30 protein-coding genes are annotated in these 26,043 nt (G+C 53.1%); 1 reads left to right on the forward strand and 29 read right to left on the reverse strand.

Annotation, left to right across the window (positions count from 1 at the left end):
- Window positions 1-2 precede the first annotated feature (2 nt).
- The 29 genes from hisC to BN1190_RS09925 all read right to left on the reverse strand — a co-directional run bounded on the left by hisC (window position 3) and on the right by BN1190_RS09925 (window position 25,642).
- Window positions 3-1,094: a histidinol-phosphate transaminase gene (gene hisC, locus BN1190_RS09785; RefSeq protein ID WP_040286725.1), complete on the reverse strand. Its 1,092-nt coding sequence runs from the start codon at window positions 1,092-1,094 to the stop codon at window positions 3-5.
- 20 nt (window positions 1,095-1,114) lie between these two features.
- Complete coding sequence (gene aroH / locus BN1190_RS09790) at window positions 1,115-1,483, reverse strand: chorismate mutase (protein ID WP_040286726.1); 369 nt, start codon at window positions 1,481-1,483, stop codon at window positions 1,115-1,117.
- Complete coding sequence (gene aroB, locus BN1190_RS09795) at window positions 1,480-2,586, reverse strand: 3-dehydroquinate synthase (protein WP_040286727.1); 1,107 nt, start codon at window positions 2,584-2,586, stop codon at window positions 1,480-1,482. The genes aroH and aroB overlap by 4 nt, the downstream gene beginning before the upstream one ends.
- A gap of 2 nt (window positions 2,587-2,588) precedes the next feature.
- A complete protein-coding gene (gene aroC, locus BN1190_RS09800) occupies window positions 2,589-3,770 on the reverse strand; it encodes a chorismate synthase (RefSeq protein WP_040286728.1) in 1,182 nt (393 codons plus the stop codon).
- A gap of 114 nt (window positions 3,771-3,884) precedes the next feature.
- On the reverse strand, window positions 3,885-4,655 hold the full coding sequence (locus BN1190_RS09805; RefSeq protein WP_040286729.1) for a CheR family methyltransferase: 771 nt from the start codon (window positions 4,653-4,655) through the stop codon (window positions 3,885-3,887).
- Window positions 4,656-4,733: 78 nt separating this feature from the next.
- Entirely contained in the window at window positions 4,734-5,180 is a 447-nt protein-coding gene (gene ndk, locus BN1190_RS09810) for a nucleoside-diphosphate kinase (protein ID WP_040286730.1), read from the reverse strand.
- 99 nt (window positions 5,181-5,279) lie between these two features.
- Window positions 5,280-6,254, reverse strand: coding sequence for a polyprenyl synthetase family protein (locus BN1190_RS09815; RefSeq protein WP_040286731.1), 975 nt, complete (start codon window positions 6,252-6,254; stop codon window positions 5,280-5,282).
- A gap of 29 nt (window positions 6,255-6,283) precedes the next feature.
- Window positions 6,284-6,979 carry a demethylmenaquinone methyltransferase gene (locus tag BN1190_RS09820; RefSeq protein ID WP_040286732.1) on the reverse strand — a complete coding sequence of 232 codons (696 nt, stop codon included), beginning with the start codon at window positions 6,977-6,979 and terminating at the stop codon, window positions 6,284-6,286.
- Window positions 6,980-7,001: 22 nt separating this feature from the next.
- Entirely contained in the window at window positions 7,002-7,712 is a 711-nt protein-coding gene (locus BN1190_RS09825) for a heptaprenyl diphosphate synthase component 1 (protein WP_040286733.1), read from the reverse strand.
- Between the two features lie 40 nt (window positions 7,713-7,752).
- A complete protein-coding gene (gene mtrB, locus BN1190_RS09830; RefSeq protein ID WP_040286734.1) occupies window positions 7,753-7,974 on the reverse strand; it encodes a trp RNA-binding attenuation protein MtrB in 222 nt (73 codons plus the stop codon).
- A gap of 72 nt (window positions 7,975-8,046) precedes the next feature.
- Window positions 8,047-8,610: a GTP cyclohydrolase I FolE gene (gene folE / locus BN1190_RS09835; protein WP_040286735.1), complete on the reverse strand. Its 564-nt coding sequence runs from the start codon at window positions 8,608-8,610 to the stop codon at window positions 8,047-8,049.
- A 155-nt stretch (window positions 8,611-8,765) separates the two neighbouring features.
- Complete coding sequence (locus tag BN1190_RS09840) at window positions 8,766-9,038, reverse strand: HU family DNA-binding protein (RefSeq protein ID WP_040286736.1); 273 nt, start codon at window positions 9,036-9,038, stop codon at window positions 8,766-8,768.
- 159 nt (window positions 9,039-9,197) lie between these two features.
- A complete protein-coding gene (gene spoIVA, locus BN1190_RS09845; RefSeq protein ID WP_052461784.1) occupies window positions 9,198-10,676 on the reverse strand; it encodes a stage IV sporulation protein A in 1,479 nt (492 codons plus the stop codon).
- A gap of 81 nt (window positions 10,677-10,757) precedes the next feature.
- Window positions 10,758-11,477: a hypothetical protein gene (locus BN1190_RS09850; protein ID WP_040286738.1), complete on the reverse strand. Its 720-nt coding sequence runs from the start codon at window positions 11,475-11,477 to the stop codon at window positions 10,758-10,760.
- 4 nt (window positions 11,478-11,481) lie between these two features.
- Window positions 11,482-11,667: a DUF2768 domain-containing protein gene (locus tag BN1190_RS09855; RefSeq protein WP_276327497.1), complete on the reverse strand. Its 186-nt coding sequence runs from the start codon at window positions 11,665-11,667 to the stop codon at window positions 11,482-11,484.
- A 91-nt stretch (window positions 11,668-11,758) separates the two neighbouring features.
- Window positions 11,759-12,775 carry an NAD(P)H-dependent glycerol-3-phosphate dehydrogenase gene (locus BN1190_RS09860; RefSeq protein ID WP_040286740.1) on the reverse strand — a complete coding sequence of 339 codons (1,017 nt, stop codon included), beginning with the start codon at window positions 12,773-12,775 and terminating at the stop codon, window positions 11,759-11,761.
- Between the two features lie 25 nt (window positions 12,776-12,800).
- Window positions 12,801-14,111 carry a ribosome biogenesis GTPase Der gene (der, locus tag BN1190_RS09865; protein ID WP_040286741.1) on the reverse strand — a complete coding sequence of 437 codons (1,311 nt, stop codon included), beginning with the start codon at window positions 14,109-14,111 and terminating at the stop codon, window positions 12,801-12,803.
- A 111-nt stretch (window positions 14,112-14,222) separates the two neighbouring features.
- Entirely contained in the window at window positions 14,223-15,362 is a 1,140-nt protein-coding gene (gene rpsA / locus BN1190_RS09870; RefSeq protein WP_040286742.1) for a 30S ribosomal protein S1, read from the reverse strand.
- 78 nt (window positions 15,363-15,440) lie between these two features.
- Entirely contained in the window at window positions 15,441-16,022 is a 582-nt protein-coding gene (locus BN1190_RS09875) for a lysophospholipid acyltransferase family protein (protein ID WP_040286743.1), read from the reverse strand.
- Window positions 16,019-16,696, reverse strand: a complete 678-nt coding sequence (gene cmk / locus BN1190_RS09880) for a (d)CMP kinase (protein WP_040286744.1) — start codon at window positions 16,694-16,696, stop codon at window positions 16,019-16,021. Before cmk ends, BN1190_RS09875 begins: the two co-directional genes overlap by 4 nt.
- A gap of 78 nt (window positions 16,697-16,774) precedes the next feature.
- Window positions 16,775-17,410: a flagellar brake protein gene (locus BN1190_RS09885; protein WP_040286745.1), complete on the reverse strand. Its 636-nt coding sequence runs from the start codon at window positions 17,408-17,410 to the stop codon at window positions 16,775-16,777.
- 69 nt (window positions 17,411-17,479) lie between these two features.
- Window positions 17,480-18,766, reverse strand: coding sequence for a PepSY1/2 domain-containing protein (locus BN1190_RS09890; protein WP_040287264.1), 1,287 nt, complete (start codon window positions 18,764-18,766; stop codon window positions 17,480-17,482).
- Between the two features lie 50 nt (window positions 18,767-18,816).
- The gene (gene sleB / locus BN1190_RS09895; RefSeq protein WP_040286746.1) at window positions 18,817-19,608 is read right to left on the reverse strand and encodes a spore cortex-lytic enzyme; all 792 of its coding nucleotides are present in this window, start codon (window positions 19,606-19,608) and stop codon (window positions 18,817-18,819) included.
- Window positions 19,609-19,731: 123 nt separating this feature from the next.
- The gene (gene prsW, locus BN1190_RS09900) at window positions 19,732-20,403 is read right to left on the reverse strand and encodes a glutamic-type intramembrane protease PrsW (RefSeq protein ID WP_040286747.1); all 672 of its coding nucleotides are present in this window, start codon (window positions 20,401-20,403) and stop codon (window positions 19,732-19,734) included.
- A 54-nt stretch (window positions 20,404-20,457) separates the two neighbouring features.
- The gene (locus BN1190_RS09905) at window positions 20,458-21,438 is read right to left on the reverse strand and encodes a YpdA family putative bacillithiol disulfide reductase (protein ID WP_040286748.1); all 981 of its coding nucleotides are present in this window, start codon (window positions 21,436-21,438) and stop codon (window positions 20,458-20,460) included.
- Between the two features lie 9 nt (window positions 21,439-21,447).
- Window positions 21,448-22,230, reverse strand: a complete 783-nt coding sequence (locus BN1190_RS09910) for a metallophosphoesterase (protein ID WP_040286749.1) — start codon at window positions 22,228-22,230, stop codon at window positions 21,448-21,450.
- Window positions 22,231-22,291: 61 nt separating this feature from the next.
- Window positions 22,292-22,795 carry a LysM peptidoglycan-binding domain-containing protein gene (locus BN1190_RS15055; RefSeq protein WP_179860775.1) on the reverse strand — a complete coding sequence of 168 codons (504 nt, stop codon included), beginning with the start codon at window positions 22,793-22,795 and terminating at the stop codon, window positions 22,292-22,294.
- Between the two features lie 365 nt (window positions 22,796-23,160).
- A complete protein-coding gene (locus BN1190_RS09920) occupies window positions 23,161-24,597 on the reverse strand; it encodes a RecQ family ATP-dependent DNA helicase (RefSeq protein WP_040286750.1) in 1,437 nt (478 codons plus the stop codon).
- A complete protein-coding gene (locus tag BN1190_RS09925; protein ID WP_040286751.1) occupies window positions 24,584-25,642 on the reverse strand; it encodes a helix-turn-helix domain-containing protein in 1,059 nt (352 codons plus the stop codon). The genes BN1190_RS09920 and BN1190_RS09925 overlap by 14 nt, the downstream gene beginning before the upstream one ends.
- 107 nt (window positions 25,643-25,749) lie before the next feature.
- On the opposite strand from BN1190_RS09925, the gene BN1190_RS09930 reads away from it, so the two are divergent.
- Window positions 25,750-26,007, forward strand: coding sequence for a ferredoxin (locus tag BN1190_RS09930; protein WP_040286752.1), 258 nt, complete (start codon window positions 25,750-25,752; stop codon window positions 26,005-26,007).
- Window positions 26,008-26,043 lie beyond the last annotated feature (36 nt).

The raw sequence follows: 26,043 nt of genomic DNA on the forward strand, positions 1-26,043 counted from the left end.
TATTACCCTCTGTCTGTAAGTATTGCTGACAATGCGTTGAAAAAACCGTCATTCTGTTCTTCAGAACCGATTGTCACCCGGATGCGGTTCGGAGTCCCGAGGAGATTCCCGCTCCGTACGATGAACCCTTCCTTCAGCAGCAGCTCTGCCGCTTCGTCTGCATCCATCGGCACTTCCAGCAGGACGAAGTTCGCTTCCGACCGGTTGACATGCAGACCATGCTCACGCGCAAACTGTTCAAAGCGTTTTTTCTGCTCGGCGTTTTCCGTACGGCAGCGGCTGATGAATTCCTGATCCTCGAGCGCTTGTTCCGCAGCAGCAAGTGCGAGCGAGCCCGTATTGAACGGATTCCGGACTTTGTTCAGCTCCGTAATGACATCCGGCGAACCGATTGCGTATCCGATCCGGAACGAAGCCAGGCCGTATGCTTTGGAGAAGGTGCGGAGGATGACCAGATTCGGGAACTGCCCGAGCCATCGGACCGGGTCCTTATAGGTTTTGTCAGTTATGTACTCGTAATAGGCTTCATCCAGGACGACCAAAATATTGGACGGCACTTGTTCCAGGAACTTGAAAAGCCGGTCCGACGGCAGCAGGTCACCGGTCGGATTGTTGGGTGAACAGATCCAGATCACGGACGTCGACGCGTCTGTCGCTTCCAGGAACTTATCGAGGTCATGCTGGCCATCGATAAGCGGGATTTCGCGCACGTCCGCCCCTTCTATGCGGGCATTGTGGGCATATTGGGGAAATGTCGGAGACGGCATGATCGTATTGCTCTGCGGCGTCAGGAGTGCCCTTGCGATGATGGTGATCAAGTCATCGGACCCGTTCCCGAGCAGGATCATGGACTCATCAGCACCGACAATTCCCGATAGCTTGGACTTCAATGCAGGCCTTCCCGTCTCCGGATAGATCTCATACTGGATGAGTGCCTGTTCCAGGAAGGTGCGCACTGAAGGCGCGCAGCCGTGAGGATTTTCATTGGACGCAAGTTTTTCGATCGTGCGGATGCCATATTCCTTCTGCACATCTTCGATCGATCGGCCCGGTTTGTAAGGTTTCATAGCCGACAGGGCGGTTTTCCATTTCATCTGCATTCACCTCGGTTTAGTTATTGCCCGGCAAGATCCGGTCTCAGCTTCACGGCATCATTCATGTAGACATGCCGGATATCTTTCTGTCCGATGGATGTATTCGCGTGCATAAGCACCCGGATACAGAGCGGCATGCCCCCCGCCACGTCCATCTCGTGCATGCACATGACCGGGACATACGTCCAGCCTTCTATTGTACGGACTGCCTTCGCCGGAAACGCCGATGTCACATCCACTGTAGTGGAAATGAGGACGGATGCGATATCGTCCGGCAGCAGATTGTTCTCCTGCGCCATCTGCTTCACCAGCTGAGCTGTCACCTCCAGCACCGCCTGCTCTTCATCGCACGCGACTGTTGTCGCTCCCCTGATTCCTCTGACTGTCATCTGCGCATCCCCTCTCCCACCCGTTTTTGGAGTTCGGCAAAGGCTGTTTCAGCCGTCTTCTCCGGCACTTGTGTGATGAATGGCTGACCCAGCTGCTCCAGCACCACGAAAACAAGGTTGCCGTATTCCGCCTTTTTATCTTTTTTCATGTATGTCAGGATCGGCTCGAACGGTATCTCCAGAATACGCTCCATCGGATACGCTGCATCCTGCGCGAAGCGGATGAAGCGGTCCGTCAGCGTCCTGTCCGTTCTGCCGTAGGTTTCACTGAGCAGCAGGCTGTATGCCATCCCGATCATGACACATTCGCCGTGACTGAGGGTCCCGTACCCGAGATGAGCCTCCACGGCATGGCCGAGTGTGTGACCGAAATTCAAGTATTTCCGCCGGCCGCCTTCGAAGACATCCTGTTCCACGATTTCCGTCTTGACCCGGATTCCTTTGACGAGTTCCTCTTCCAGCTCGGAAGCAGGCAATTTCGGGAACTGGCGGTTATTCAGCAATGACTCCGTCCAGCCGGCATCCGAGATGAATGCATGCTTCAGCAATTCCGCCATACCCGACCGGATTTCCCTGTCCGGCAGCGTGGTGAATAAGTCCGTTTCGAACAGGACAGCTGCGGGCTGATGGAATGCACCGACCATATTTTTGCCTTCGGGCATATTGATGGCCGTCTTGCCGCCTACCGCACTGTCATGAGCAAGTATGGTCGTCGGACATTGCACAAATGGAATCCCTCTCATGAAAGTGGCTGCAACGAATCCGGTCAGATCACCGCAGGCTCCGCCGCCGAACGCAATAAGAAGGGAATTTCGGGTGAAATTGTTCTGCAGCAGGAACGACTGGCTCGCAAGGAAGCTGTCCGCTGATTTACAGGATTCACCGGACGGCAGCAGGCGCACCATGTAAGGGATCCCCGTGTCCTGCAGAGCTTCCTCAAGTATGTGCAAATGAAGTCCGGCAGCTGTTTCATCCGCAAATACCGCCACTTTGTCCTTGCCTGCAAACAGCTCCCGGCAGTCATGCGGCAAGTGCCTGTAGACGTCCGTTCCGATCAGGACGTCATAGGGGGTGCCGCCTGCACGGACAGTGATCTGTTCCATTGTCAAAACTCCTTCGCGTAGCGTCTGTATTGGTCGACATCCTCTTTCAGGCCGTCCATTTCAAATGACCGGAATTCTTCGATGATCACTTTGGCAAGCTCGGTTGCGATGACATGCTCCGCTACTACGGAAGCAGCAGGAACCGCACAAGGATCGGAACGTTCGATCGTGGCAGTGAACGGTTCTTTCGAGTCGATATCGACACTTTCGAGCGGTTTGTAAAGCGTCGGGATCGGCTTCATGACCCCTCGTATGATGATCGGCATTCCTGTCGACATTCCGCCCTCCAGTCCGCCGAGACGATTCGTCTTCCTGTAATAGCCTCTCTCTTCCGACCAGGCGATTTCGTCATGTACATCACTGCCGAAACGCTTGGCCATCTCGAATCCGATGCCGAATTCGACACCCTTGAACGCATTGATGGACATCATCGCAGCAGCGAGGCGGCCATCGAGTTTACGGTCGAACTGGACGTAACTGCCCATTCCCGGCGGGCAGCCCTCAATCACGACTTCCACGACGCCTCCGAGCGTATCTCCCCTGCCTTTCGCATCGTCGATCGCCTCGACCATGGCCGGTGAAGCTGCAGGATCTGCACAATAGACCGGATCTTCTTCCACGCGCTTCCTGATTTCGTCTGCGGACAAGCATGCGGCGGTATCGGGGTCTGCCGTGATGCCTCCGATCTCAATGACATGTGCAGCTGTCCGGATGCCCAGTTCACGCAGGAACTGTTTCGCGACCGCTCCGGCTGCGACACGCATCGTCGTCTCACGCGCAGAGGACCGTTCCAGTACATTCCGCAAATCCCGATGGCCGTATTTGATGCCGCCCACCAAGTCGGCATGACCCGGACGCGGCCGTGTAATCTGCCGTTTGATATCTTCAGGACGGATATCTTCACCAAGAGGCTCAATGCCCATGATGGATGTCCAATGTTTCCAATCATCATTGACCACTGTCAACGTGATCGGGGAGCCGAGCGTCTTCCCATGCCGGACGCCGGATGAGATGACGACCTGATCCTTTTCGATCTGCATTCTCCGTCCGCGTCCATGGCCTCCCTGACGTCTGCTGAGTTCCTTCGTAATCATTTCCGCAGTCAGCGGCAGCTGTGCGGGTATCCCTTCAATGATGGCTGTCAGCTCAGGGCCGTGTGATTCACCAGCTGTCAGTACTCTCATCTGATCATCCCCCTTTTGGCCACGCTTGGAATGTGACCATTGATAGCACTTTACCAAACTACAATCGTGTTGACTACTTGTTTAAATGAAAAAAACCGGAAAACTCCGGTTTTTTCATAATTTCTTATAAAAGAACGTATCTTCCGACTCGAGGCCGTACCGGTCGGGACTGAAAATCTGCTCAGTACTGCCAACAAATAGGATGCCGCCGGGCTTCAAAGCTTTCGCAAAGCTGGAATAGATCTGGTCTTTCGCCTCTTCCGTGAAATAGATCATGACATTCCGGCAGACGATCAGATCGTAGTCGCTGCCATAGCTGTCTTCAAGCAGGTTATGCTTCTTGAAGGAGACCGTACGTTTCACTTCATCGGTCACCTGGAAGAACTGGCCTTCCTGTGTGAAATACTTCTTCTTCACATCAGCCGGCACCTCTTTCAGCGAACGCTCCGGATACAGTCCGACTTTCGCTTTTTCAATGACACCCTGGTCCAGATCGGTGGCTGTGATGGATACTTCGCGGAGCGGCATATGATTCGATAGAACCATGGCCATGGAATACGGTTCTTCGCCTGTCGAACAGGCGGCACTCCAGCATTTCAGTTTTTTGGAATTCTCCAGCAGCTGCGGGATGATCTTACGGTCAAGGACTTCCCATCTGGATCCGTTGCGGTAAAATTCAGACACGTTGATGGTCATCCTGTCCAGAAACTCATCCATCATCGCCTGATCACTGCTGATGAGCTCGAAGTATTCCATGAAGTCCCGGCATTTCCGTTTCTCATACAGCGATGTCAGCCGGCGTTTCATCTGTGCCTCTTTATAGAGAGACAGGTCGATTCCTGTCTTCTTCTTCACATTGGCTATGAACTGCGTATAATCCGACACGATTCTGCCCCCGTTCCCTTGCTCGTTATGTATAACAAAAACAGCCGGCGGAAACCGCTAGGCTGCTTTTGCAAGAATTTAGTTGATCCAGCTGTTGATATCTTTTTTGTAGGAAGTAAGTTCCTCTTCCTTGAAGAACAAGCCGATTTCACGCTCAGCGGATTCAGGTGAATCCGAACCGTGGATGATGTTCTTGCCGACAGTGACTGCGAAGTCGCCGCGGATCGTTCCCGGTGCTGAATCTTTCGGGTTTGTTGCACCCATCATGAGGCGTGCTGTCGAAATGACATTCTCGCCTTCCCAGACCATTGCAAATACAGGACCGGATGTGATGAACTCGACAAGTTCCCCGAAGAACGGACGCTCTTTGTGCTCGCCGTAGTGCTGCTCGGCAAGTTCCTGTGAAATCTGCATCAGCTTACCGCCGACGAGCTGGTAGCCTTTGCTTTCGAAACGGTTAACGATCTCACCGATAAGTCCGCGCTGGACGCCATCCGGTTTTACCATCAAAAATGTTTTTTCCATAATACATGATCTCTCCTTATCATTGCGAATCAGGGATGCCCCTACTGAATAGTATCAAACACAGGACAATCTTTCAATTTTTTCTTTATTCGGCAATGCTCAATACGTCCGTTTCCCGAGGAAATCGGCAATTTGTTCGAATGCCTGTTTTGCATCGCTGTCCGGAAGCCACTTGATTTCATCTGCGGCTTTCTGCAGATAGAGGTCGCTGACAGCCTGGGCTTTCTCGATAGCGCCGCTTTTGCGGACGTAGTCCAGCATGGCAGACCGTTCGTGTTCAGTCAGGCTGCCGTCGAATGCGCTTGTCAAATACGGCTGGAAGTCCGGCTCATCCCGTATGTACAGGATCGGCAGTGTAATATGCCCGTTCAGGAGATCGGATCCTGCCGGTTTGCCGAGCTGTTTGTCGGATGAGGTGAGATCCAGTATATCATCGACGATCTGGAATGCCATCCCTGCATAATAGCCGAAATTCCGCAGTCTGCGCACAACGTCACCGTCCGCGCCGGAAATGAGCGCGCCGAGTTCACAGCTGGAAGACAGCAGAAGCGCCGTTTTCCGTTTGATACGGCGCAGATAATCGCGCAGCGACTGATCGGTCTGCCTCTGGTAATCGAACTGGATGATCTCACCCTTGCAGATTTCAAGCATTGTTGTCGCGAGCAGCCGGTGGACAGGAATCATTTCGATTTCGCCGATGGACGTCAGTGCACGTGAGAAAAGGAAATCACCGGTGTACATTGCAATCCGGTTATCCCATTTCGCTTTGACGGTCTTCCGGCTTCTTCTCATATCCGAATCGTCGATCACGTCGTCATGGACGAGAGAGGCCATGTGGACAAGTTCAAGCGAGACCGCCACTTTCGCTGTGCGTTCCATCGAATACGAACCGAACTTTGAAGAAAGGAATACGAAAATTGGACGGATCCTCTTCCCTCCTGCTCTCAGCAGATGCATGGACGCCTGCTGAATGAGCGGGGAATCCGACTGAACGGCATTCTCAAGCTCTTTCTCGATATAAATGAGTTCCTTCCGGAAATCTGTATATAAAGCCATCGCCTTCAATTTTTCCAAAATGATTCCCTTCTCCCGCCTGCATAATATTATTTGATTGCGATGTGTCCGGCAGCAACGCCGCCGCTGTATGGCCGATAGTCGACCCTGACAAACCCCGCATCCTTGAACATATGCGCGAGCTCTTCCCTTCCGGGGAAGTCGTCTGCTGATTCCTGCAGCCAGGAATACTCATTGTAACTTTTCGCAAACAGCTTGCCGAACACCGGCATGATGTAATGGAAGTACAGCCTGAATGCCTGCCGGTATCCCGGAATGAGAGACTGTGATGTTTCCAGACAGGCGGCAAGGCCTCCGGGTTTCACGACGCGGTACAGCTCTTTCAGCACCTTTTCGTAGTCCGGCACATTCCGCAGACCGAATCCGATCGTTACGACATCGAACGTGTTATCTTCGAATGGCAGTTCCATGGCATTGCCCTGGACAAGCGTGATATTCGGATAGTCTTCGGTCTTAGGCGCCGCGCTCGACAGCATGGCTTCGCTGAAGTCCAGCCCGGTGACAGTGCCGTTCGTGCCGACAGCGTTTGCGAGGGCGATCGTCCAGTCCGCCGTTCCGCAGCAGACATCCAGGGCTTTCATACCCGGCTTGATATCCATACGTTCCATGATATCCGCACGCCAGCCTTTGTGCAGATTGAAACTGATGACTGAATTCATCTTGTCGTATTCACTCGAAATGGATTGGAATACGGAATGTACCTTTTCTTCTTTCGATTGACTCAAAAGGATCCCCTCTTTTCATTGGTCAGCTTGATGATGATAATGAATGCAGGCGATCCTGCACTGTATCCGCGAGGACCGGGGACAGCCCTGCAGCCTGCCCGGTCTCCGACTGCCATCTTGAACCGAGCAGTCCGACCGCCCGGCGTGCCAGCTCTTCTTCGACGCCGAATGACTTCAGGGCTTCGGGATCATGCAGTCGTATATATGTAAGCGCGTACTCGGCCAGTTTCCGGTACCTGTCGTACCCGTAACGGTCATAGAAAGTCGAAATGCACGCAGTTTCAATGACAGCCAGCCGGGACAGCAGGCGCTCCGCGGTCAGCCGGGAATCCGTCTGCAGGGCGGCTTTCTGTTCGTTGACACGGCCAATGGTCTGTGACAGTTCACGGATCAGAGTGAACTCCCCGATGTCTGCCAGCAGTTTGTAATGGACGCCGCTGAAATGATCCCCCGCCAGGACCGTCAGCTGCTGGACAGCCGATGCTGCGCCCTTCTTTTCGATGCGGTCATGGATATCCAAGGCAGCCTGAATGGCTCCTACAGCGATCATGACCTCCTCAGCTGGTCTATCCGCTGTCATCCCGTCATTCAGCAGCGGAAGCAGCAGATAGAAGGCCTTGTCCCGGTCAAGCGGCACATCCGCGATCTCCCGGTCCAGGGTCGGTTCCTTCAATGCAGACCGCAAGCCGGCCATATAATTTTCTATGAATGTGTCCAATTGCTGTTTGTTCATCACTGTTTCTCCATTCCAATGCAAGAGCTGCGCTCTCTGATCAGGCTCTCTCTTCACTGGAGACAATCCCGTGAGCAGTCGTGATCTCTGCTTTCCCACGGATTTTCATGGCGGATGTGTGCTCCGTAAATTGGGCGATCATCACTTCACCGTTATCCAGCTTCTCAGTATGATGGAACTTTGTATCGTTTCCGCGGGTTAACCCAATTACGCTGACACCATCTTCTTCTGCCTTGATGATTATATAGTCAGGTGCAGTCATGATTATCTCTCCCGTCTTTCATATCCTGTCTATCATAGCACAGGTAAAGCGCCTATCGCAAAGGAGCCCGGCCTACTTTACAAGTGACAGGATCTCCGACCGTTTGACATCGTCGTGTTCATAGATACCGCGAGCGGCGGTTGTCACGGTTTTGGAACCTGGTTTCTTGACTCCCCGCATCGTCATGCACATATGCTCCGCCTCGATGATCACGTATACACCAAGGGGTTTCAGCATGTCCATCATCGCATCCGCAATGGTCGTCGTGATCCTTTCCTGCAGCTGCGGGCGTTTTGCTGCCGTCTCGACAGCCCTTGCCAGCTTGCTGAGACCTGCGACGGCGCCGTCACGCGGAATATAGGCGATGTGGGCAACACCGAAGAACGGAACGAGATGATGCTCGCACATCGAGTAGAACGGAATGTCTTTCACCAGTACCATTTCGTCGTGCTGTTCATGGAAGATCGTCTTGAAATAGTCCCGCGGGTCTTCATCCATGCCGGAAAAAACTTCACCGTACATCTTCGCTACGCGTTTCGGTGTATCCAGGAGACCTTCCCGGCCCGGGTCCTCACCGATCGCCTCCAGGATCATCGTAACCGCCTGTTCGATCTTGCGTAAATTATTTTCCTCCATGGCTAAAACCTCCTCTCCTGTATATCAGTCCTTCAAAATAGTAGCACACTCGCCACATTCAGTACAGCTGCCCGCCCCGCTGAGCGGCGGCCAGCGGAAAGAAGCCCGCCAGCGTATCCGGAAAGGACATCTGACGGGCTTCTATGTAAGTGAACTCACTTTACCGCATCTTTCAAAGCTTTTCCTGCTTTGAACGCTGGTACTTTGCTTGCTGCAATTTCAATCTCTTCGCCTGATTGAGGGTTACGGCCTTTACGAGCAGCGCGCTCGCGTACTTCGAAGTTACCGAAGCCGATCAATTGCACCTTTTCACCCTTTGCAAGAGCGTCTTGGATTGTTTCGAAAACAGTTTCAACAGCTTTTGTCGCATCTTTCTTCGAAAGACCTGCTGCCTCTGCTACGGAGTTGATCAATTCAGTTTTGTTCATCCCGTTCACCTCCTTCCAAAGAAAGGTCTGCTGAAGCTCATTAACACTGTAAAAAGAGTAACATAACCATTTCTGAGGTGCAACAATATTGTGGCTGCAGCAAGGCTTACGGCTAGCTTGAACGAAAAAAAAGACCCGTTTAAGACGGATCTTTTCAAGTCAGACGATAAATGTCACCATCCCTTTATTTCCTTCATTAACCATTTTTTCGATCGTTTCACGCAGTCTCCGTCTCGCGCTGGTCGGGACTGACGATGTCTTGAAACGGATGCTCTCTTTCAGCACTTCATGGAGAGGCGTGCCGAACAGCTGTGTCTCCCACAGTGCTTCACGATCATGCAGGTAGGCGTTCTTCAGCTCCTTGAGCAGGTGGTGGCTGTGGAATTCCGAGCCGATCAGCGGCGCGAATTCGGCTTCCATATCGATCCGGATCACATGCAGGGCAGGAGCGGTCGCCTTCATACGGACTCCATAGAAGGAATCTTGCTTGATAAGCTCCGGCTGTGTCGGTTCGAAGTCTGCAATCGTCGGCAGCGCAACCCCATAGCCTTCTTTCTTGGCTGTGTCGATTGCCTCGGCGAACATATCGTATGATTTCTTCGCCTTCACTGCATCCTGGATGAACAGCAGCCAGTCTTTCTTCGTTTTCATCTCCGTATCCATGTAGGACTCGCACACGGCCAGGTAGGTCTCTTCCGTGATCTTCAGGTCCAGTGTCGCTTTCCCTTTCCCGGCATCCACCTCGATGACATCCGCATGCTTGATATAGTCTTCTTCATTGAGACGTTCCGCCAGCTGCTGCACTTTCCTGATTTTTGATGCTTCCAGGAATCCTTCATTGATGATGTCATCGATCTGTGCGTTGAGCATATGCTCGGGACCCAGGACATCCATCCAATCCGGCTTCTGCAGATCGATCTGGGTGATCGGGAATTCATAGAGCGCTTCTTTCAGGATCAGCTGGATCTCCTGGGCATTCAGCTGGTCTGCGCTGATGGCGATGACGGGTACCCCGTAGGTTTCGTGCAGCTGCTGTCTGAGCTGGACCGTCTTTTCATGGGCCGGCATCTTGGAATTCAGGACGATGACAAATGGCTTCCCGATTTCTTTCAGCTTTCCGACGATCTCCGTTTCCGCAATTTCAGCGGCGGAACGCGGGATGTTGTTCACCGTTCCGTCAGTTGTCAGCAGGATGCCGATTGTCGAGTGGTCACGGATCACTTTGTCGGTGCCGATGCGTGCGGCTTCCTCGAACGGGATCGGTTCGTTGTGCCAAGGGGTATGCACATACTTCGGACCGTCCTCGTCTTCATACCCTTTCACGCCGTCGATGACGTAGCCCACACAGTCCGCCAGACGGATCTGGAAGGACAGTTCGCCGTCCCCTACCGACACAGCGGTACCTTGTGCGGGGACGAATTTCGGCTCGGCTGTCATGATGACCGGACCCGGCGAGCTTTGCGGAAGTTCATCCTGCGCACGCGTCCGGTCTGCCTGTTCGCTCATATTCGGGATTACGACTTCTTCCATGACACGTTTGACAAATGTGGACTTTCCGACCCGGACAGGGCCGACCACTCCGATATAGATATCCCCATCCGTCCGTCTGGCCAAGTTTTCATATAGTTCTTCTTTCATTTCCATCGTCCTCCTTTTCTACGCATAATAGTTTATGAAACAAAAAAACGTTTCATGCCTGAAGCACGAAACGTTTTTTGTTCAGTTGGAGGATTTCAGGAAAACCACTTCATTCTGTCCGTTCACCGTATAAGGCAGGGAGTATGCCGGCAGGATCGGATAATTGTCGGCCAGCAGATACCGGATATCCTCTCCGGGCTTGACGTCAGGCTTATCCCGTTCCACGATACGCGCCAGGTCGATGGCATAATCGATATAGAAGTTGCCGTCACCGCCGACGACAAGCGGCAGATGGGCATCCGAATAAGGGCTTTCCACTGTCAGCGGTTCTTTCAGCCCCATCTTCTTGAAATCGACCTTGTAGACGTTCGCACCTTCCTGCACAGGGTCCTTGAAAGGCAGGACGCCGTTCACTGTCTTTCGGAGGATCAGTTCGCGGATCCGCTCTGCAACACGCAGATCCACAAGTTTCACTGTCGGATCCTCCTCGACATCCATGAGGACATACTGATAGATCCCCCCCTGCTCATAGGCGTTCGATGGGATCTTCTCAGTCAATGAAGGGACGATTTTCGAAAACTCGATCGGGTATTTGATATACGGATCGGTTTCCTGATCCCTCGTCTTGATGGGCAGCAGGCCGTCCGTCTGCTGCTGGTACGTATCGACGGCCTTCTGGACAGTCTCCATCTGATCTTCGTAGGGTGTCTGCTTGCTTTCCAGCTCGTCTTGCGGGTACAGGCAGCCGGACAGCAGCAGCATCACAGCAGCAGCCATCGGCAGCATGATCATGCGTTTCATCAGCTTATGCGCCTCCTGTCGGTCCATTGAATACAAGATAGACCATTGCGAAAAACGAAAAGAGCAGCAGTGCATAGGCAATGATTGCAAACAGGATGCTTACAATCTTGTTTTTTATTTTTGTTCGGCTCAGATGGATGAGTCCCATGGAAATCACCATGCAACCCATCGCATAAAACGATAGCCACATTTTATCCAGCGAGGACAAAGCGAGTCATTCCTTCCAGCCGTTAGCGAACGGCCATATAGTTAAGTATTGAAGGCTGCCCGGCAGCTGCCGGTCAGTCAGTGAACTGATCAGTTTCTTTCTTCCTGTCCCTGTTCATCAGCCAGTCGACTGCTTCCCTCGGTTCGTGACCTTCGAACAAGACCGAGTAGAGGGCTTCCGTCAGCGGCATGGAAACGCCGTAATGAGCAGCCAGCTGGTGGGCCGCTTTGGTCGTGCGCACGCCCTCGATGACCATGCCCATCCCTGCCGTCACCTCTTCCAGCGTCTGCCCTTTGCCGAGCATATTGCCGGCTCTCCAGTTCCTGGAATGGACACTGTTGGCAGTCACGATGAGATCCCCCATGCCCGCCAGTCCTGCGAAGGTCGATGGATTGGCACCCATTTTGACACCTAGGCGCGTGATCTCGGCAAGCCCGCGGGTGATCAATGCCGCTTTCGCATTATCCCCGTATGCCAGGCCGTCCGTAATGCCGGCTGCCAGCGCGATGACATTCTTCAGCGCACCGCCGAGCTCGACACCGAGCACGTCCTGATTCGTATAGACCCGGAAATAGGAATTCATGAACAAATTTTGGATTTCCTCTGCTGCAGCGAGATCATCCGAGGCCGCAGAGACCGTTGTCGGATGGCGCAGGACCACTTCCTCCGCATGGGACGGACCAGACAGGACGACCAGCGCTTTCCGGACTGCAGGACGGATCTCCTCTGCCAGCATTTCAGTGATCCGTTTCTGTGTATCCGGTTCGATTCCTTTGGAAACGTGTACAATTGTCACAGGCCGTTCGATGAGTTGGTCCAGCTGCCTGCCAATTTCGCGGATCCCTTTGGTCGGCACGGCCACTATCAGGATATCCGCATGGTCGACTGCCGCTTTCAGATCGGAGGTGCCGCGCAGGGATTCCGGAAGAATGCAGTCGTTCAAGTAGGACGAATTGGTATGGTGCTCATTTATTTCATCGGTCTGTTCCTGGCGTCTGCTCCAGATCAGACAGTTGTGTCCATTTTCTGCGAGGACGAATGCAAGGGCGGTTCCCCAGCTCCCTGCCCCGATTACAGAGACATTTTTCAAAGTGTTCATCCTTTCTGCCAGGTTCTCAGCTGCGTGCGCGGGTGATGATACGGATCGGTGTCCCTTCGAAACCGAACGACTCCCTCAGACGGTTCTGAAGGAAACGTTCGTACGAAAAGTGCATGAGTTCCGTATCATTCACGAATACGACGAATGCAGGCGGTCTGACAGCCACCTGGGTCGTGTAATAGATGCGCAGACGCTTCCCTTTATCGGAAGGCGCCGGATTTCGTGCCACCGCGTCTTCGATCACTTCGTTCAGGACGCTCGACTGGATACGGAGGGAGTGATTCTCACTGATTGTCGTAATCAGGTCGAACAATGTCCGCACCCGCTGTTTCGTCTTTGCCGACACATAGGCGACCGGCGCATAATCCAGGAACAGGAAGTTCTTGCGGATGTCTTCCGTGAAACGGTTCATCGTCTTCTCATCTTTTTCGAGGGCATCCCATTTATTCACGACGAAGAGTACACCCTTACCCGCTTCTTCCGCATAGCCGGCAATCCGCTTGTCCTGTTCACGGATCCCTTCTTCACCATTGAGCACGATGAGTACGACATCCGAGCGGTCGATCGCTTTCAATGCACGCAGGACACTGTACTTTTCCGTGTTTTCATACACCTTGCCTTTTTTCCGCATGCCGGCGGTATCGATGATCCTGAACTTCTGACCTTCATATTCGTACAGCGAGTCAATGGCGTCTGTCGTCGTTCCGGCAACGTCGCTGACAATCACACGGTCTTCACCCAGAAGCGCGTTGACAAGCGAGGACTTCCCGACGTTCGGCCGGCCGATCAAGGAGAAACGGATGACGTCTTCCTCGATCTCTTCTGCTGCAGGCTCGGGGAAACTGGCTGCGACACCGTCCAGCAGGTCTCCGAGACCGAGACCGTGGGAACCGGAAATCGGATATGGGTCGCCAAAGCCGAGTGAATAGAAATCATAGATCATCTCACGCATTTCAGGGTTATCGACTTTGTTGACGGCCAGGACGACCGGCTTTTTTGTTTTGTATAGAATTTTCGCGACCTGCTCATCACCGTTCGTCACGCCTTCACGGCCATTCGTCAGGAAGATGATCACATCGGCTTCTTCGATCGCAATTTCCGCCTGGGCCCGTATTTGTTCCAAAAACGGTTCATCGCCAATGTCGATGCCCCCTGTATCAATCAGATTGAAATCATGTGTCAGCCATTCCGCTGAGCTGTAGATCCGGTCACGTGTGACGCCCGAAACGTCTTCCACGATTGAAATCCGCTCACCGACAATCCGGTTGAAGATCGTCGATTTGCCGACGTTCGGCCGTCCGACGATGGCTACTGTTGGTTTACTCATTCATCATACATCCTTCCACGCTATCTTCTGCATATTATACACAAAAAAAAGAGATGGCGCTCTTAAAAGAGCCATCTCTTTCAATTGATTGTTACAGGACACTGAACAAGGTTATTCAGAGAACTTCTTCAGCTGGTCACCGATGACGTCGCTGATCGAGAAACCTGATGGTTCTTCAGGCATTTCATAATCGTCGTAAGACTCCTCTTCCTTGTCTGTCAGGTCTTTGATGCTCAGTGACAGGCGCTTCTCGATTGGATTGACGTCCAGCACCTTCACTTCGACTGTCTGCCCTTCAGACAGCACTTCGTTCGGCGTTCCGATGTGCTGGTGGGAGATGCGGGAGATATGGACAAGCCCTTCCACGCCTGGGAACACTTCCACGAATGCCCCGTACGAGACAAGGCGCTTCACAGTTCCTTCGAGGACAGCACCTTTAGGAGCCTTTTCTTCGATTCCTTCCCAAGGACCAGCAAGCGTTTCCTTGATGGACAGGCTGATACGTTCTGCATCACGGTCGACTGACAGGACCTTCACCTGCACCTTGTCCCCTTCCTTCAGGACATCGGACACTTTCTCGACGTGGCCGTGTGCGATTTGTGAAATGTGCACAAGGCCGTCCACGCCGCCCAGATCGACGAACGCACCGAATGATGCAATCCGCTGAACAGTGCCGTCGAGCACCTGACCTTCTTCCAGATCAGCAAGCACTTCGTCTTTCTTGGAAGACTTCTCTTCCTGGATGACTGCGCGGTGGGAAAGGATAAGACGGTTCTTCTCCTTGTCCATCTCGACAATCTTGAAATCCATCGTGCGTCCTTTGTAATCTTCGAATGATTCCACGAAATGATCTTCCACCAGGGAAGCGGGGATGAAGCCGCGGACACCCAGATCGACGACGAGGCCGCCTTTCACTACGTCCTTCACTTCTGTGGTGATCGTTTCATTGTTATTGAATTTCTCCTCGAGTGCATCCCAGGCATCTTCCGCATCCACTTTCCGCTTGGACAGCACATAGGCATCATCTTCGACCTTGATGATGGACAGTTCGAGTTCGTCCCCGTCTTTCACAGCGTCAGATGCCGTTTCAATGTGAAGGCTGGACAGCTCGCTGATCGGGATCACACCGTCAAACGGAGCTCCAGGGATTTCCACGGTAACTGATTTGTCTTCGATTTTAGTGACTTTACCTGTCACGCGGTCTCCTTCGTTATATCCATCCATCGCTTCTACATTCATCTCTTCAGTCATATGTAGTCCTCCTCCATAATAATCATATCTCTATACTATTGGAATATACCCATAAAAACAAAAAATTGAACTTGTTTATCAGCGGTTTTTTTCCAGCAGTTCCTGGATTGCCGACATGATGACTTCCGTCGCCTCTTCCGCGGAGGCTTTCCGTTCCCGGTATTCCGTCATATCGATCGGCCGGCCATACACGACTTTCAGCTTCCGGAATGGACGGTACGGACCGATGATGGCACAGGGCATCACCACGGCGTCTCCTTTCAATGCGAAAAAACCTGCTCCTGTTAATCCTTTCCCCAATTCCCCGTTTTTACTCCTGGTTCCTTCAGGAAACATTCCGACCACTTGTCCGGAGCGTAATAATTCCAGTGCCTTCCGGATCGCCTGACGGTCGCTGAGTCCCCGCTTTACCGGGAACGCATTGACATTCGGCAGGACCGACTTCAACACCGGCTGATGGAACAGCTCTTCCTTCGCCATGAAATGGACCGGTCTTGGAGCTGTCAGTCCGACGACCGGCGGATCGAGGTTGTCGATATGGTTCGTGCAGAGCAGGACACCCGATTCCTCGGGGAAGTTCTCCCGGCCGATGATCTGGATCCGGTAGAGCGGCCTCAGCACAGCTGCGCAGATTGCTTTACCGAGCGGATATAAGTTCATGAGTCCATCCTCATTTCTGCATGGCGGATGATAGTGTCGGCGACTTGTTCGATAGTGAGAGCGGTCGTGTCGATGAACACCGCATCTGCCGCCTGCTTCAACGGTGAAGTGATGCGTTCCGTATCCGCCTTGTCACGCTCCGCAATGTCTCTGCACAGGTCATCCATTGTACAGTCTATCCCTCTTCTTACATTTTCCGCATACCGCCGTGCTGCACGTTCCTCCACCGAAGCGGTCATGAATATCTTCAGCTCAGCATCCGGCAGAACGGCGGTGCCGATATCCCTGCCATCCATGACGACGCCTGAGGCATTCGCCAGGAGCCGCTGTTTTTCCGCCATCAGTCCGCGGACGGTCGGCTGGGCTGCTGCTGCTGACACATTGGCCGTAACTTCCTGGGAGCGGATCGCTTCCGTGACATCTTTGCCGTCCACCCTCACCAGCTGGCCTTCCGGAGAAGGAAGCAGCTCGATTTCCATCCGTTCGAGCAATGATGAGAGCGCCTGATCGTCATTGACATCTATATGCTGCTGAAGGGCGCTGTATGTCAGGGCTCTGTACATGGCTCCTGTATCGATATAGGTATAGCCCAGTTTTTCCGCTGTTATCCGCGCAATCGTGCTTTTCCCGGCAGCTGCCGGGCCGTCGATCGCAATTTGAATTCCTCTGTTCATATCCTCTACCCCCGTACTCGATTCGAACACATTGTACCACAGCGAAAAGGAAAAAGTCTTATACAGCAAGACCTTTTCCTATTCGTTGCGTTTCTTCAGCTGCCTCTCAAAACATAGGCGGATGACCTGCTGCCTTGATTCGGGATCGATTTCGTCGAATTGCAGGGAAGCGATCGGTCGCCCTTCCTTCTCCCATACCCTCACAACCCTTGCATTGACGCGCACATAGTTGATGGAGTTGTTTTTGAACGGCAGCACCAGTGTTGCAGTCACGATATCATCCTGCTCGAGGGAAGCGCGGGCCAGGTTCACTGCCATCCCGCCGGCACTGATGTCTTCCGCCACGAGCTGATGCACAGTGCCGTCCTTGTCGATCGCCACATCGAGCGGGGATTCCACCCTGACAAACTCCCGGCGCTGGATCTTGATAAGTCCGCTGTCCCCCGGGTATGTGAGCTGCAGCATCGGAATGCCCCTGTTCAGCCGGCCGATGACTTCCGTCCGAAAGACATACGCCATCTTCAATTCGTCCACGAACGAAACGAGCAGCTGGGTACCGTCAATGAAGAAAGCAGTACGGCCGGTATCCAGCTGTGTCGGATAATCGATCATGATACAGTCTTTTTCAATATCCACGACCCGGCTTTTGTATTTCTCGCCGTTTTCCGTATAATCTTTATCGATTGCAATCGAGGTCCCGATTTTAAGTCTCATCTTACCGCCACCTGTCTCAGTTCTTATAGTTATTATGGCACGGCAGATGTTTTTTTCCAATAGATTCCGTTATTTTTGCTGTTCTGTCCGGATGACCTCTTTCGTCTCGGTATCGACCAGCACGATATATGTCCCGGTTTCCCCATTCTCCTCCATTGTGACGGTCAGTGCGTACGCCAGGCGCTGCCTCCCATGCTCATTTTCCGCATAGACGAGTTCCTCGCGGTTCACTTTCACTTGCTTATGGAAGAACGTATTCCAGTCGATTTTCACGATCGGCTGGTCTTTCAGCTGTTCTTTCCGGATGTATTCCGCAGCGTTGACCCCTGCTATCCTGCCGTCTTCCTTGGAAGCTTTGATCTGGATTGTGTCGGAGAGAACTTTCGCCTTATGCAGAGGCTCCTGGCGGGTGTAGACGAAGTGGAATGCCGTGTCATTCTCCCTGACTTCCTCGAATACGACATCGGTATAGCCCGCTACCTTCAGGAATTGTTCGACTTGCTTCTGCACCGTCCCTGCATCCAATCTGCCGTTCCCTGCCGGCCGTTCGGTCAAGAAGGACAGCACATGGCCGCCTTTTTCGGTTATATCGATGTAACCGACCGATTCCTGATCGGAAAACCGGATATGATAGAACGGATACGGGGATCCAGGTTTGCTTTTTTTCAGGTCTATCACCTGGTCTGCCGTGTCGGGGAACAGTTTCTTGAACTTGTCCAGGGCCTGCTCTTTCGAAATTGCAGGGTCCTCTATATGTTTCAGCTCTTTCTTTTTCAGGGCATCCGACTCGCTGGCGGTGAGCGGGAATACGCTTTCCGTATATTGCTGCACGGACGCACTCAAACCTTTCCAGTCGAATGACGCTTTCTCACTGTCCATCCGCTGCTGCCATTCCTCCATCGACAGGTTGCCGCTTGCCATATCGGCTGTTGCCGCCGCCCACTCATTCGACAGGTTTTCGATATTTCCGGAGGCCTTATCCATGACGGCATGGAACTCACGCGGCTCCGTCTGTTCGGGTCCGGTCTTCGCAAACTTTCCGAGCCTGCTCAAGTAATTCATCCAGACAGACGAGAAATGGGGATCGAGCGGAAGTGACGAAACGGACTGCTGAATATCGGACGACAGCCGCCATATATCTTCCCTCGCCCTCAGATCACCTTCCCCTTCGTTGAACAGCATCGTCTTTTTCACGGCAGTGTCGAGCTCCTGCAGTTTGGCTGAAGCATCAGCAATGTTTTTCGCATACTGCACTGACAGGGCGTTTTGGAGATCTTTCTTTTGGATGTTCGTCGTATATGCATATACGCTCAGAGAAAAAATAGCGAACAGCGCCAGAAAACTGAATCGTTTCATGATCTGTAGGTACACCTGCTTTCTTTTCCTAATGTCGTTGATACAATCGATCAGTTACAGAAGATATGCATGCCGATTTTCTTGATCTGCGGGCGTGACCAGATCCACTTGCTTGTTGCCGTGACAGGGTTGAAGTAATAGATAGCATTCTCCGAAGGATCCCACCCGTTCATCGCGTCGATGACCGCTTCTTTCGCACGTTCATTCGGAGTCAGCCAGATCTGCCCGTCAGAGACGGCCGTGAATGCCCCCGGCTGGAAGATGACGCCCCCCACAGTGTTCGGGAAGTCGGGGTGTTCGATCCGGTTCAGGATGACTGCTGCCACCGCAACCTGCCCTTCATACGGTTCGCCCCGGGATTCTCCATAGACTGCATTAGCCAGCAGTTTCAAATCGTCTTCACTATACTTTCCAGGCATCTGTGTCGTTTTATTCCCGGAAGAGGCACTTCCGCCTTTCGCCTGGCTGGACAGCGGTTTTCCGCCATAGTGGGTGAACTCTTTCCCATTCCGTAAGTTGTCCATCACGAATTGTTTGTCGTAAGATGAGACATTCACCAATTTCTTCTTTGTCTTGCTGCCGGCAATCCCATCGACAGGCAGTCCGTATTTCTCCTGGAATTCCCTGAGTGCCCAGTAGGTCTGATAGCCGAATACACCGTCAATCTTCCCTTTGAAGAATCCGATGTACTGCAGTCTTGCCTGCAGCTCGATGACGTCATCCCCTTTTGCCCCTTTTGCGAGACCACGATCTGTGAATGCCTGCGTATCGGAGCTGAATGACAGCTGCAGAACAGCCAGCAGTAATATGCCTGCCAGCAGCGAGCGTATCCGTTTGTTCATCACGTTTTCCTCCAGTCTTCGTTCCTAGTGTCTATCCTGCCCGTATTCAGTTGTTTTATGACGCATTTTGTAAAACAAAAAAACTGCCCGGAAATGTTTTTTCAACATTTCCGGGCAGTTCGCTCAGCGCATGCGTCTCCTCGCTTGTCTCAACGCGAAAACATGGGCATATTTGACCCTCGTCAGTCCGAACCACCATAAGAACAGCATGAACGGGATCATCAGATAGAGCCAGAGATCATGTATCTCCAAGATAGCATTATATGTTACGTGAAGCAGGAAAGGCAGGAGGAATGCCAGCGCCAAGTATCGGTTTCTCCGCTCTCCCGGCGCGAACTTCGACCGTCCATAATAATACCCCATGACGACACCGAACAAGGCATGGCTCGACACCGGCAGCAGTGCACGGATGAAGGCCGTATCCAGGCCGAACGTAAAGAGGAACAGGATATTCTCGACAGTCGCAAAACCGAGCGAGACACTCGCCCCGAACAGGATGCCATCATATGCGTCGTCAAATTCGAAATTGTTATAGAGGAAAATCAATAATACAAGCCACTTGAAAAACTCTTCGATGGCTCCTGTGAAGAGTGTGTTATGGAGGAATCCGTTCGCCAGCACGTGTTCCTCCAAGAAGACGTGCTGGATGAAAAGGATCGGGAATGTCATGACAGCACCATAGACGAACGCTTGGAACAGGGCACGGGAAGGTTCCTGTGTAATCTCTTTCCGTAAATACAAATAGCTGAAGAGCGCAAGTGACGGTGCGATCGCCACAGTGAATAATATGAACAACTTCCGCACCCCCAATCAGGGAGATTATAACATATTGCTCATATGGAGACCCGGCTATTCTGCAATTTTATTTTGCAGCCGCTTCTTGATCGTCTCTGCAATCAGTTCACCGTGATGTCTGCCGTTTTCAATGAAAATCGAGTTTGCATTGTTGCCGGCTGCGATGACCCCTGCAATATAGAGATTGTCCACGGATGTCTCCATCGTATCGGGATTATAGTCAGGACAGCCGCTGACGGAATCGAGGCGGATTCCCATATTCCCCAGGAATTCATAGTCCGGATGGTAGCCGATCATCGCAAAGACAACATCTGCGCGGATCTCTTCCTGTCCGTTCGGTGTACTGACCGTGACGGTGTCCGTTGTGATGACGTCTACGGAGCCCTCGAATATCATCCGGACTTTCCCGTTATTCACCAGGCTCTCAAATCCCGGCAGGATCCACGGTTTCACACTTTTCGAGTATTCCCCGCCCCGGTACACCACAGTGACATAGGCGCCGGCACGTTCGAGTTCCAGGGCAGCGTCGACCGCGGAATTCTTACCGCCGATGACAACTGCATGCTTGCGGAAGTAAGGGTGTGCCTCCTTGAAATAATGATGGACGTGCGGCAATTCAGCACCTTCAGCATCCAGCCGGTTCGGCTGATCATAATATCCTGTCGCCACGACTGTGTAATCCGCCTGGTAGACGGCCTTGTTCGACGTGACGGTGAAACCGCCGTCATTCTTTTCGACAGACAGCACCGTTTCACCACTCCGGATATCCAGCTGCTCCAGTTCCGCTACAGTCCGGTAGTAGACAAGCGCGTCGTTGCGCTGTGGTTTCTCTTTTGCGGTGATGAACGGAATATTGCCGATCGACAGCTTCATGCTCGAGCTGAAGAACGTCTGGTGGGTCGGATACCGGTAGATGGAGTTGACGATGCTCCCTTTCTCGATGAGGATCACCTGCAGCCCCAGATTCTGCAGCTCAATGGCAGCTGACAGACCGCATGGACCGGCTCCGATTATGATAGCGTCGGTTTTAATCATACTCTATGTTTACACTCCTTTTTTATACCGCAGTGTGATCAGATGTGTTTCCGGAGGAGCGCCAAAACGGAGCGGGACGAGAGACGTGCCGAACCCGTTGCTGATCAGTTCAGCCTGCCTGCGGTCCACCCTGAATGTCCCTTTCGGCTGCATCCCCCAGGGTCCTACCCTGATTTGCCCGCCATGTGTATGGCCTCCTGCCAAAAGTGCCGGAGACGCCATATCCGCCAAATTCCCGAAAGAGGAAGGATTATGCATCACGACGATACGGAAATCATACTGTCCGCCGAATTCAACTGCCTTCCGCAAGTCGGCATTGCCGCTTGAAGGATCATCGGCACCGCTGATGATCCAGCCAGGATGAGATGCGACCGGTACAGTGCGATTATCCAGTATAGTCCCGCCGACGTCCGCGATGATGGACCGCATCGTCTCCTCCCCGATCTCACGGTCGTTATTGCCCCACACATAATAGACAGGGCCCATTTCAGCAAGCCGGGCGGCATTCTGCTGAACACGCCGGACGGGGACACCTTTTTCCGCAAAATCCCCTCCGATGATGACGAGGTCAGGTGACTTTCCGGTCTGCTGCACTTTTTCGGACAGCCGTCCGGGAACCCGTCTCCGGTGCACATCACTTATGAAGAAGACCGTCAATTCCGAATCGGGATCCGGATCGATCTCCACTGCATGCTTTTTCACGGTCACCCGCTTCGCACTCCACAGCATACTCGCAGTCACGAGAGCTGCACATGCCGAAAGCACACCAAATGCGATTTTCCATGTCTTCATACATCCACCTGCCATATGAAAAAGGCAAAGCATACGGACTTTGCCTTTTCCTGATTTTAATTTACGGGAGGATCAGCGTCTGTCCGACACTGATCGAATTGGACGTCAGCCCGTTTGCAGCCTTGATCTTTTCAACATATTCCCCTGAACCGTAATAGTTTACGGAAATCCGATAGAGTGTTTCGTCGGGGCCCACAGTATGGGTTTTCCCTGCAGGTTTCGTCTGCGCAGGGGGGTCCGGTTTCGCTTCAGGCTTCGGCGCCGGTTTCTGCTCGGGTTTCGGAGCCGGTTTCTGCTCGGGTTTCGGTTTTGGAGCCGGTCTTTTCTCCGGCTCTGGTGCAGGTTTCTGTTCAGGCTGGACGGGCTTTTTCTGGTCAGCCTTCTGTTCCTCCGCCTTATCCTGCTGTCGGCTCTTATCCGGGTCTGCGGAGTCTCCCGAATTGTCCTCTGCCTGCTTGTCGTCGCCGGCACTGCCGTTTTTGTCAGCGGAGCTGTCCTGGTCCTGGTCCCCGTCTTCCTTCTCGGCAGCGATGCCTGTACTGCCTCCCGGTTCTTTCGAGTCCATTTCAAATGTGACTCCGGATTTATCGATACTTACTGTATTTCCCTCTTTAGGATTATACAAATCGGATAGAACATACACAAATATTCCGATGGGAATCAGAGTGAACAGGATAAGGATGATATTGATAAGCGTAAGTCCCTTGCGTTTATCCTGTTTCTTCCGCTGCGGGCTCTTTTTCCTGCTCTTATGAACCTCAACACGGGAAGGCATTTCCTCAGGGGCCTTCTCATCCATCTCGATCGCTTGTCTATTATTCTCGAAGTCTGAATGAAAGTCACTTTTTGTCATAGCTCATTCTCCTATCCCCTATTGCTGTCTCTTCATTATGACGAATTCTGTCGGAAAAGTAAACGCCAATCAAGCTGTCAGCATAGCAGCAGACGAATGCGGTCCTCCCACGGCAGCAGCCGCCTTTCGTTCAGCACAGCATGCTGTTTTCCGAGCCAGTCTTCCGGCGGGTCCCCGCACGCCGAGCAGCAGACGTCCTGCTGTTCCGGCGGCTGTTCCCCGAAATAGTACAGCAGCTTCGTCCGGAGGCAGGTGTTTCCGGTCGTGTAATCCATCATCTGCCGGAGTTTCTCCTCCTTGCCGAACCGGAGACCTGTGAAGATATCCGCAATCCCCGCCTCGTTCTCCTGTTCCGCGTAATGATCGATGAGCCGGGCGCCCGTTTCGGAAATCCCCGCAAGTTCAGCGGCTTGTTCCCGCTGATTCCCCGCCTTCCTCAGTCGCGCATAATAGGTCACTTCCGTGTCGTCCGGCAGATCATTCTGGACGATGAACCGGATCTTCTGTCCGTCGTCCGGCAGGCTGAGCAGCACTGCACTTGACTGTTTCCCGTCTCTGCCTGCCCGCCCGGCCTCCTGCACATAAGCAGCAGCGGAAGCAGGCATCTGATCATGGATCACCTGCCGGATGTCATCTTTATGGATGCCCATGCCGAATGCGTTGGTCGCACAGATCCAGTCCAGTTCACCCGAGAGGAACTGCTGCTGGATCATCTGGCGGTCGCCGGCTTCCTTGCCTGCGTGGTAGGCGGCGATCTGTATGCCTTCCTTCTGCAGCAGCTGGGTGAGTTCTTCCGAACGCTTCCTGGACGCCACGTACAGGACGCCCGGACCTGATGTTGCTTTCAGCCTTCCTGCAATCCAGTCATTCTTCTCAGGGATGCTGTCGAACCTGCGTAACGAATAATAGATGTTCGGCCGGTTCACGGACTGGCGGATGACCGAAGCATCCTGCATGTTCAAATATGTAAGTATATCCTGTTCAACCCGCTGGTCGGCTGTCGCTGTCAGCGCCAGGATCCGTGGGTTCCCCGCCTTGCGGATGAATTCACCGATCTTCAGGTAATCCGGACGGAAATCGAACCCCCACTGGGAGATGCAATGCGCTTCGTCGATGACCAGAAGGGCAACTGGCTGCGACGCCAGCAGCCTTGTCATATCCGGACGGTTCATCATCTCGGGGGAGATGAACAGGAATTTGATCTGCCGGATTTCAGCAAAAAGCTGTTTCCTCTGTTCGGCCGCCATCATCGAATTGACGGCAGCGACCCTTTTCTCACCGCGCTTACGGATGGACGCAGCCTGATCCTCCATCAGCGAGACAAGCGGCGATACGATGATCACAAGACCGTCCAGCAAATCACCCGGCAGCTGATAACAAAGTGACTTCCCCATGCCTGTCGGAAGTATGGCCAGTGTATCCCTGCCGTCCAGCACCGCCCCGATGACCTCTTTCTGGCCCGGCCGGAACCGGTCGAACCCGAACCGTCTCTTCAGCTCATCATGAAGGTTCACTTGGCATCACCTCTTCTCTTGCACTCAGCACAAGGCGCAGCTGGAAATAGGACAAATGGGGAAATGCTTCCTTCAGCAGCCGCAGCCGTTTCACATTCTTCAGACTCACTTCCATACGCACGGCGTGCTGGTCCTCCGCGCTCACGAACCGGCTGATCGGGAATGCTGCCGTGTTCGCTGCAAGCTCTGTCAGATGGTCTTCTATCGTACTCGTCTTCAGCTGTCTGGCATGCGCAATCTCTTCGACTGTCAGTCCCTGATCGAACAGCCTTTTGGTAATGGACGTCGAGTCGGTCAGCGGGGTTTCCATACGGATACCATCGGACAGTCCGTGCAGGAGCGGCAAATCCTCCCTGGCGGATGGCGCAGCCGCCGCAGTGGTGAAGCGGTGCAGTCCTTCGAGCCAGTCGAGCTGCAGGCTGTTCCTCGGTTCACCTGCCGCCTCTTCGATCTGGTCCCACGTCCAGCCGGCCGCACCGTACCCGGTCAGTCTGTGACTGAAGATGACAGCCTGCACGTCCGACATCCCGGATGCCCGGACAGCCTCCGCCAGTTCGCGCGCCAGCTGTTCTGCCAAATCACGTCCCGTCATACGGGAATTCCGCACCACTCCTTTGACGAATTGCTGGACAGCGCGGTCGTTCGTGATGGGCAGGAACGACGTGTTTCCGCTCCGCAGCTGCGAGCATGTCTGTACAAGCAGCTGCAGCCGCTGGAAGAATACATTCTCGCGTCCTCTGAAATGCCAGCCGTCGAAGCGGAACTCGGGAAGTTCCTCTGCCGCCCGTTTCCCTTCCGGAGAGAGCCGGATCAGGCCGCCTTCCGTGCCAAGCAGGCGCTGTTTCTGCAGGAAATCCGCAGATTCGGCAAACGCCGCCTCCGAAAGTTTAGGAAGGATGGCGAAATAGGGTTTGACGGAAAACGCGTCGACATCCTGAAGTGTCTGTCCCGACCGCTTACCGCGCAATATATGCAGGCAGGCATTCAAGGTCCGCTGGCCGTCCATCTTCTCTGCAATCTTGAGAATAATAGAACTTAACTTCACGAAGAATCCCTACTTTCTGGAGTGTAAAGGTTGAAAACTGCTGAAAACCGTTTTAGAATGGATGAAGTAACAAGTTGCAAGTGCGAAGAAAAGAGGAGAGAACGATCATGTCTACTCGTAAGTTCACTATTGTAGATCAGGACACATGTATCGCCTGCGGAGCATGCGGAGCTGCAGCGCCTGATATATACGACTACGATGATGAGGGTATTGCGTACGTTATCCTAGATGATAACACGGGAAATACCGAAGTTCCAGAAGAACTGCTGGAGGACCTGGAAGATGCTTTCGACGGCTGTCCGACAGACTCCATCAAAATCGCAGACGATCCATTTGATGGGGATCCGCTTAAATATGAAGACTAAAAACAGGCTGCCGCGTTACGCGGACAAGCCTGTTTT

The sequence above is a fragment of the Sporosarcina koreensis genome, assembly GCF_000826145.2.
Taxonomy (GTDB): domain Bacteria; phylum Bacillota; class Bacilli; order Bacillales_A; family Planococcaceae; genus Sporosarcina; species Sporosarcina trichiuri.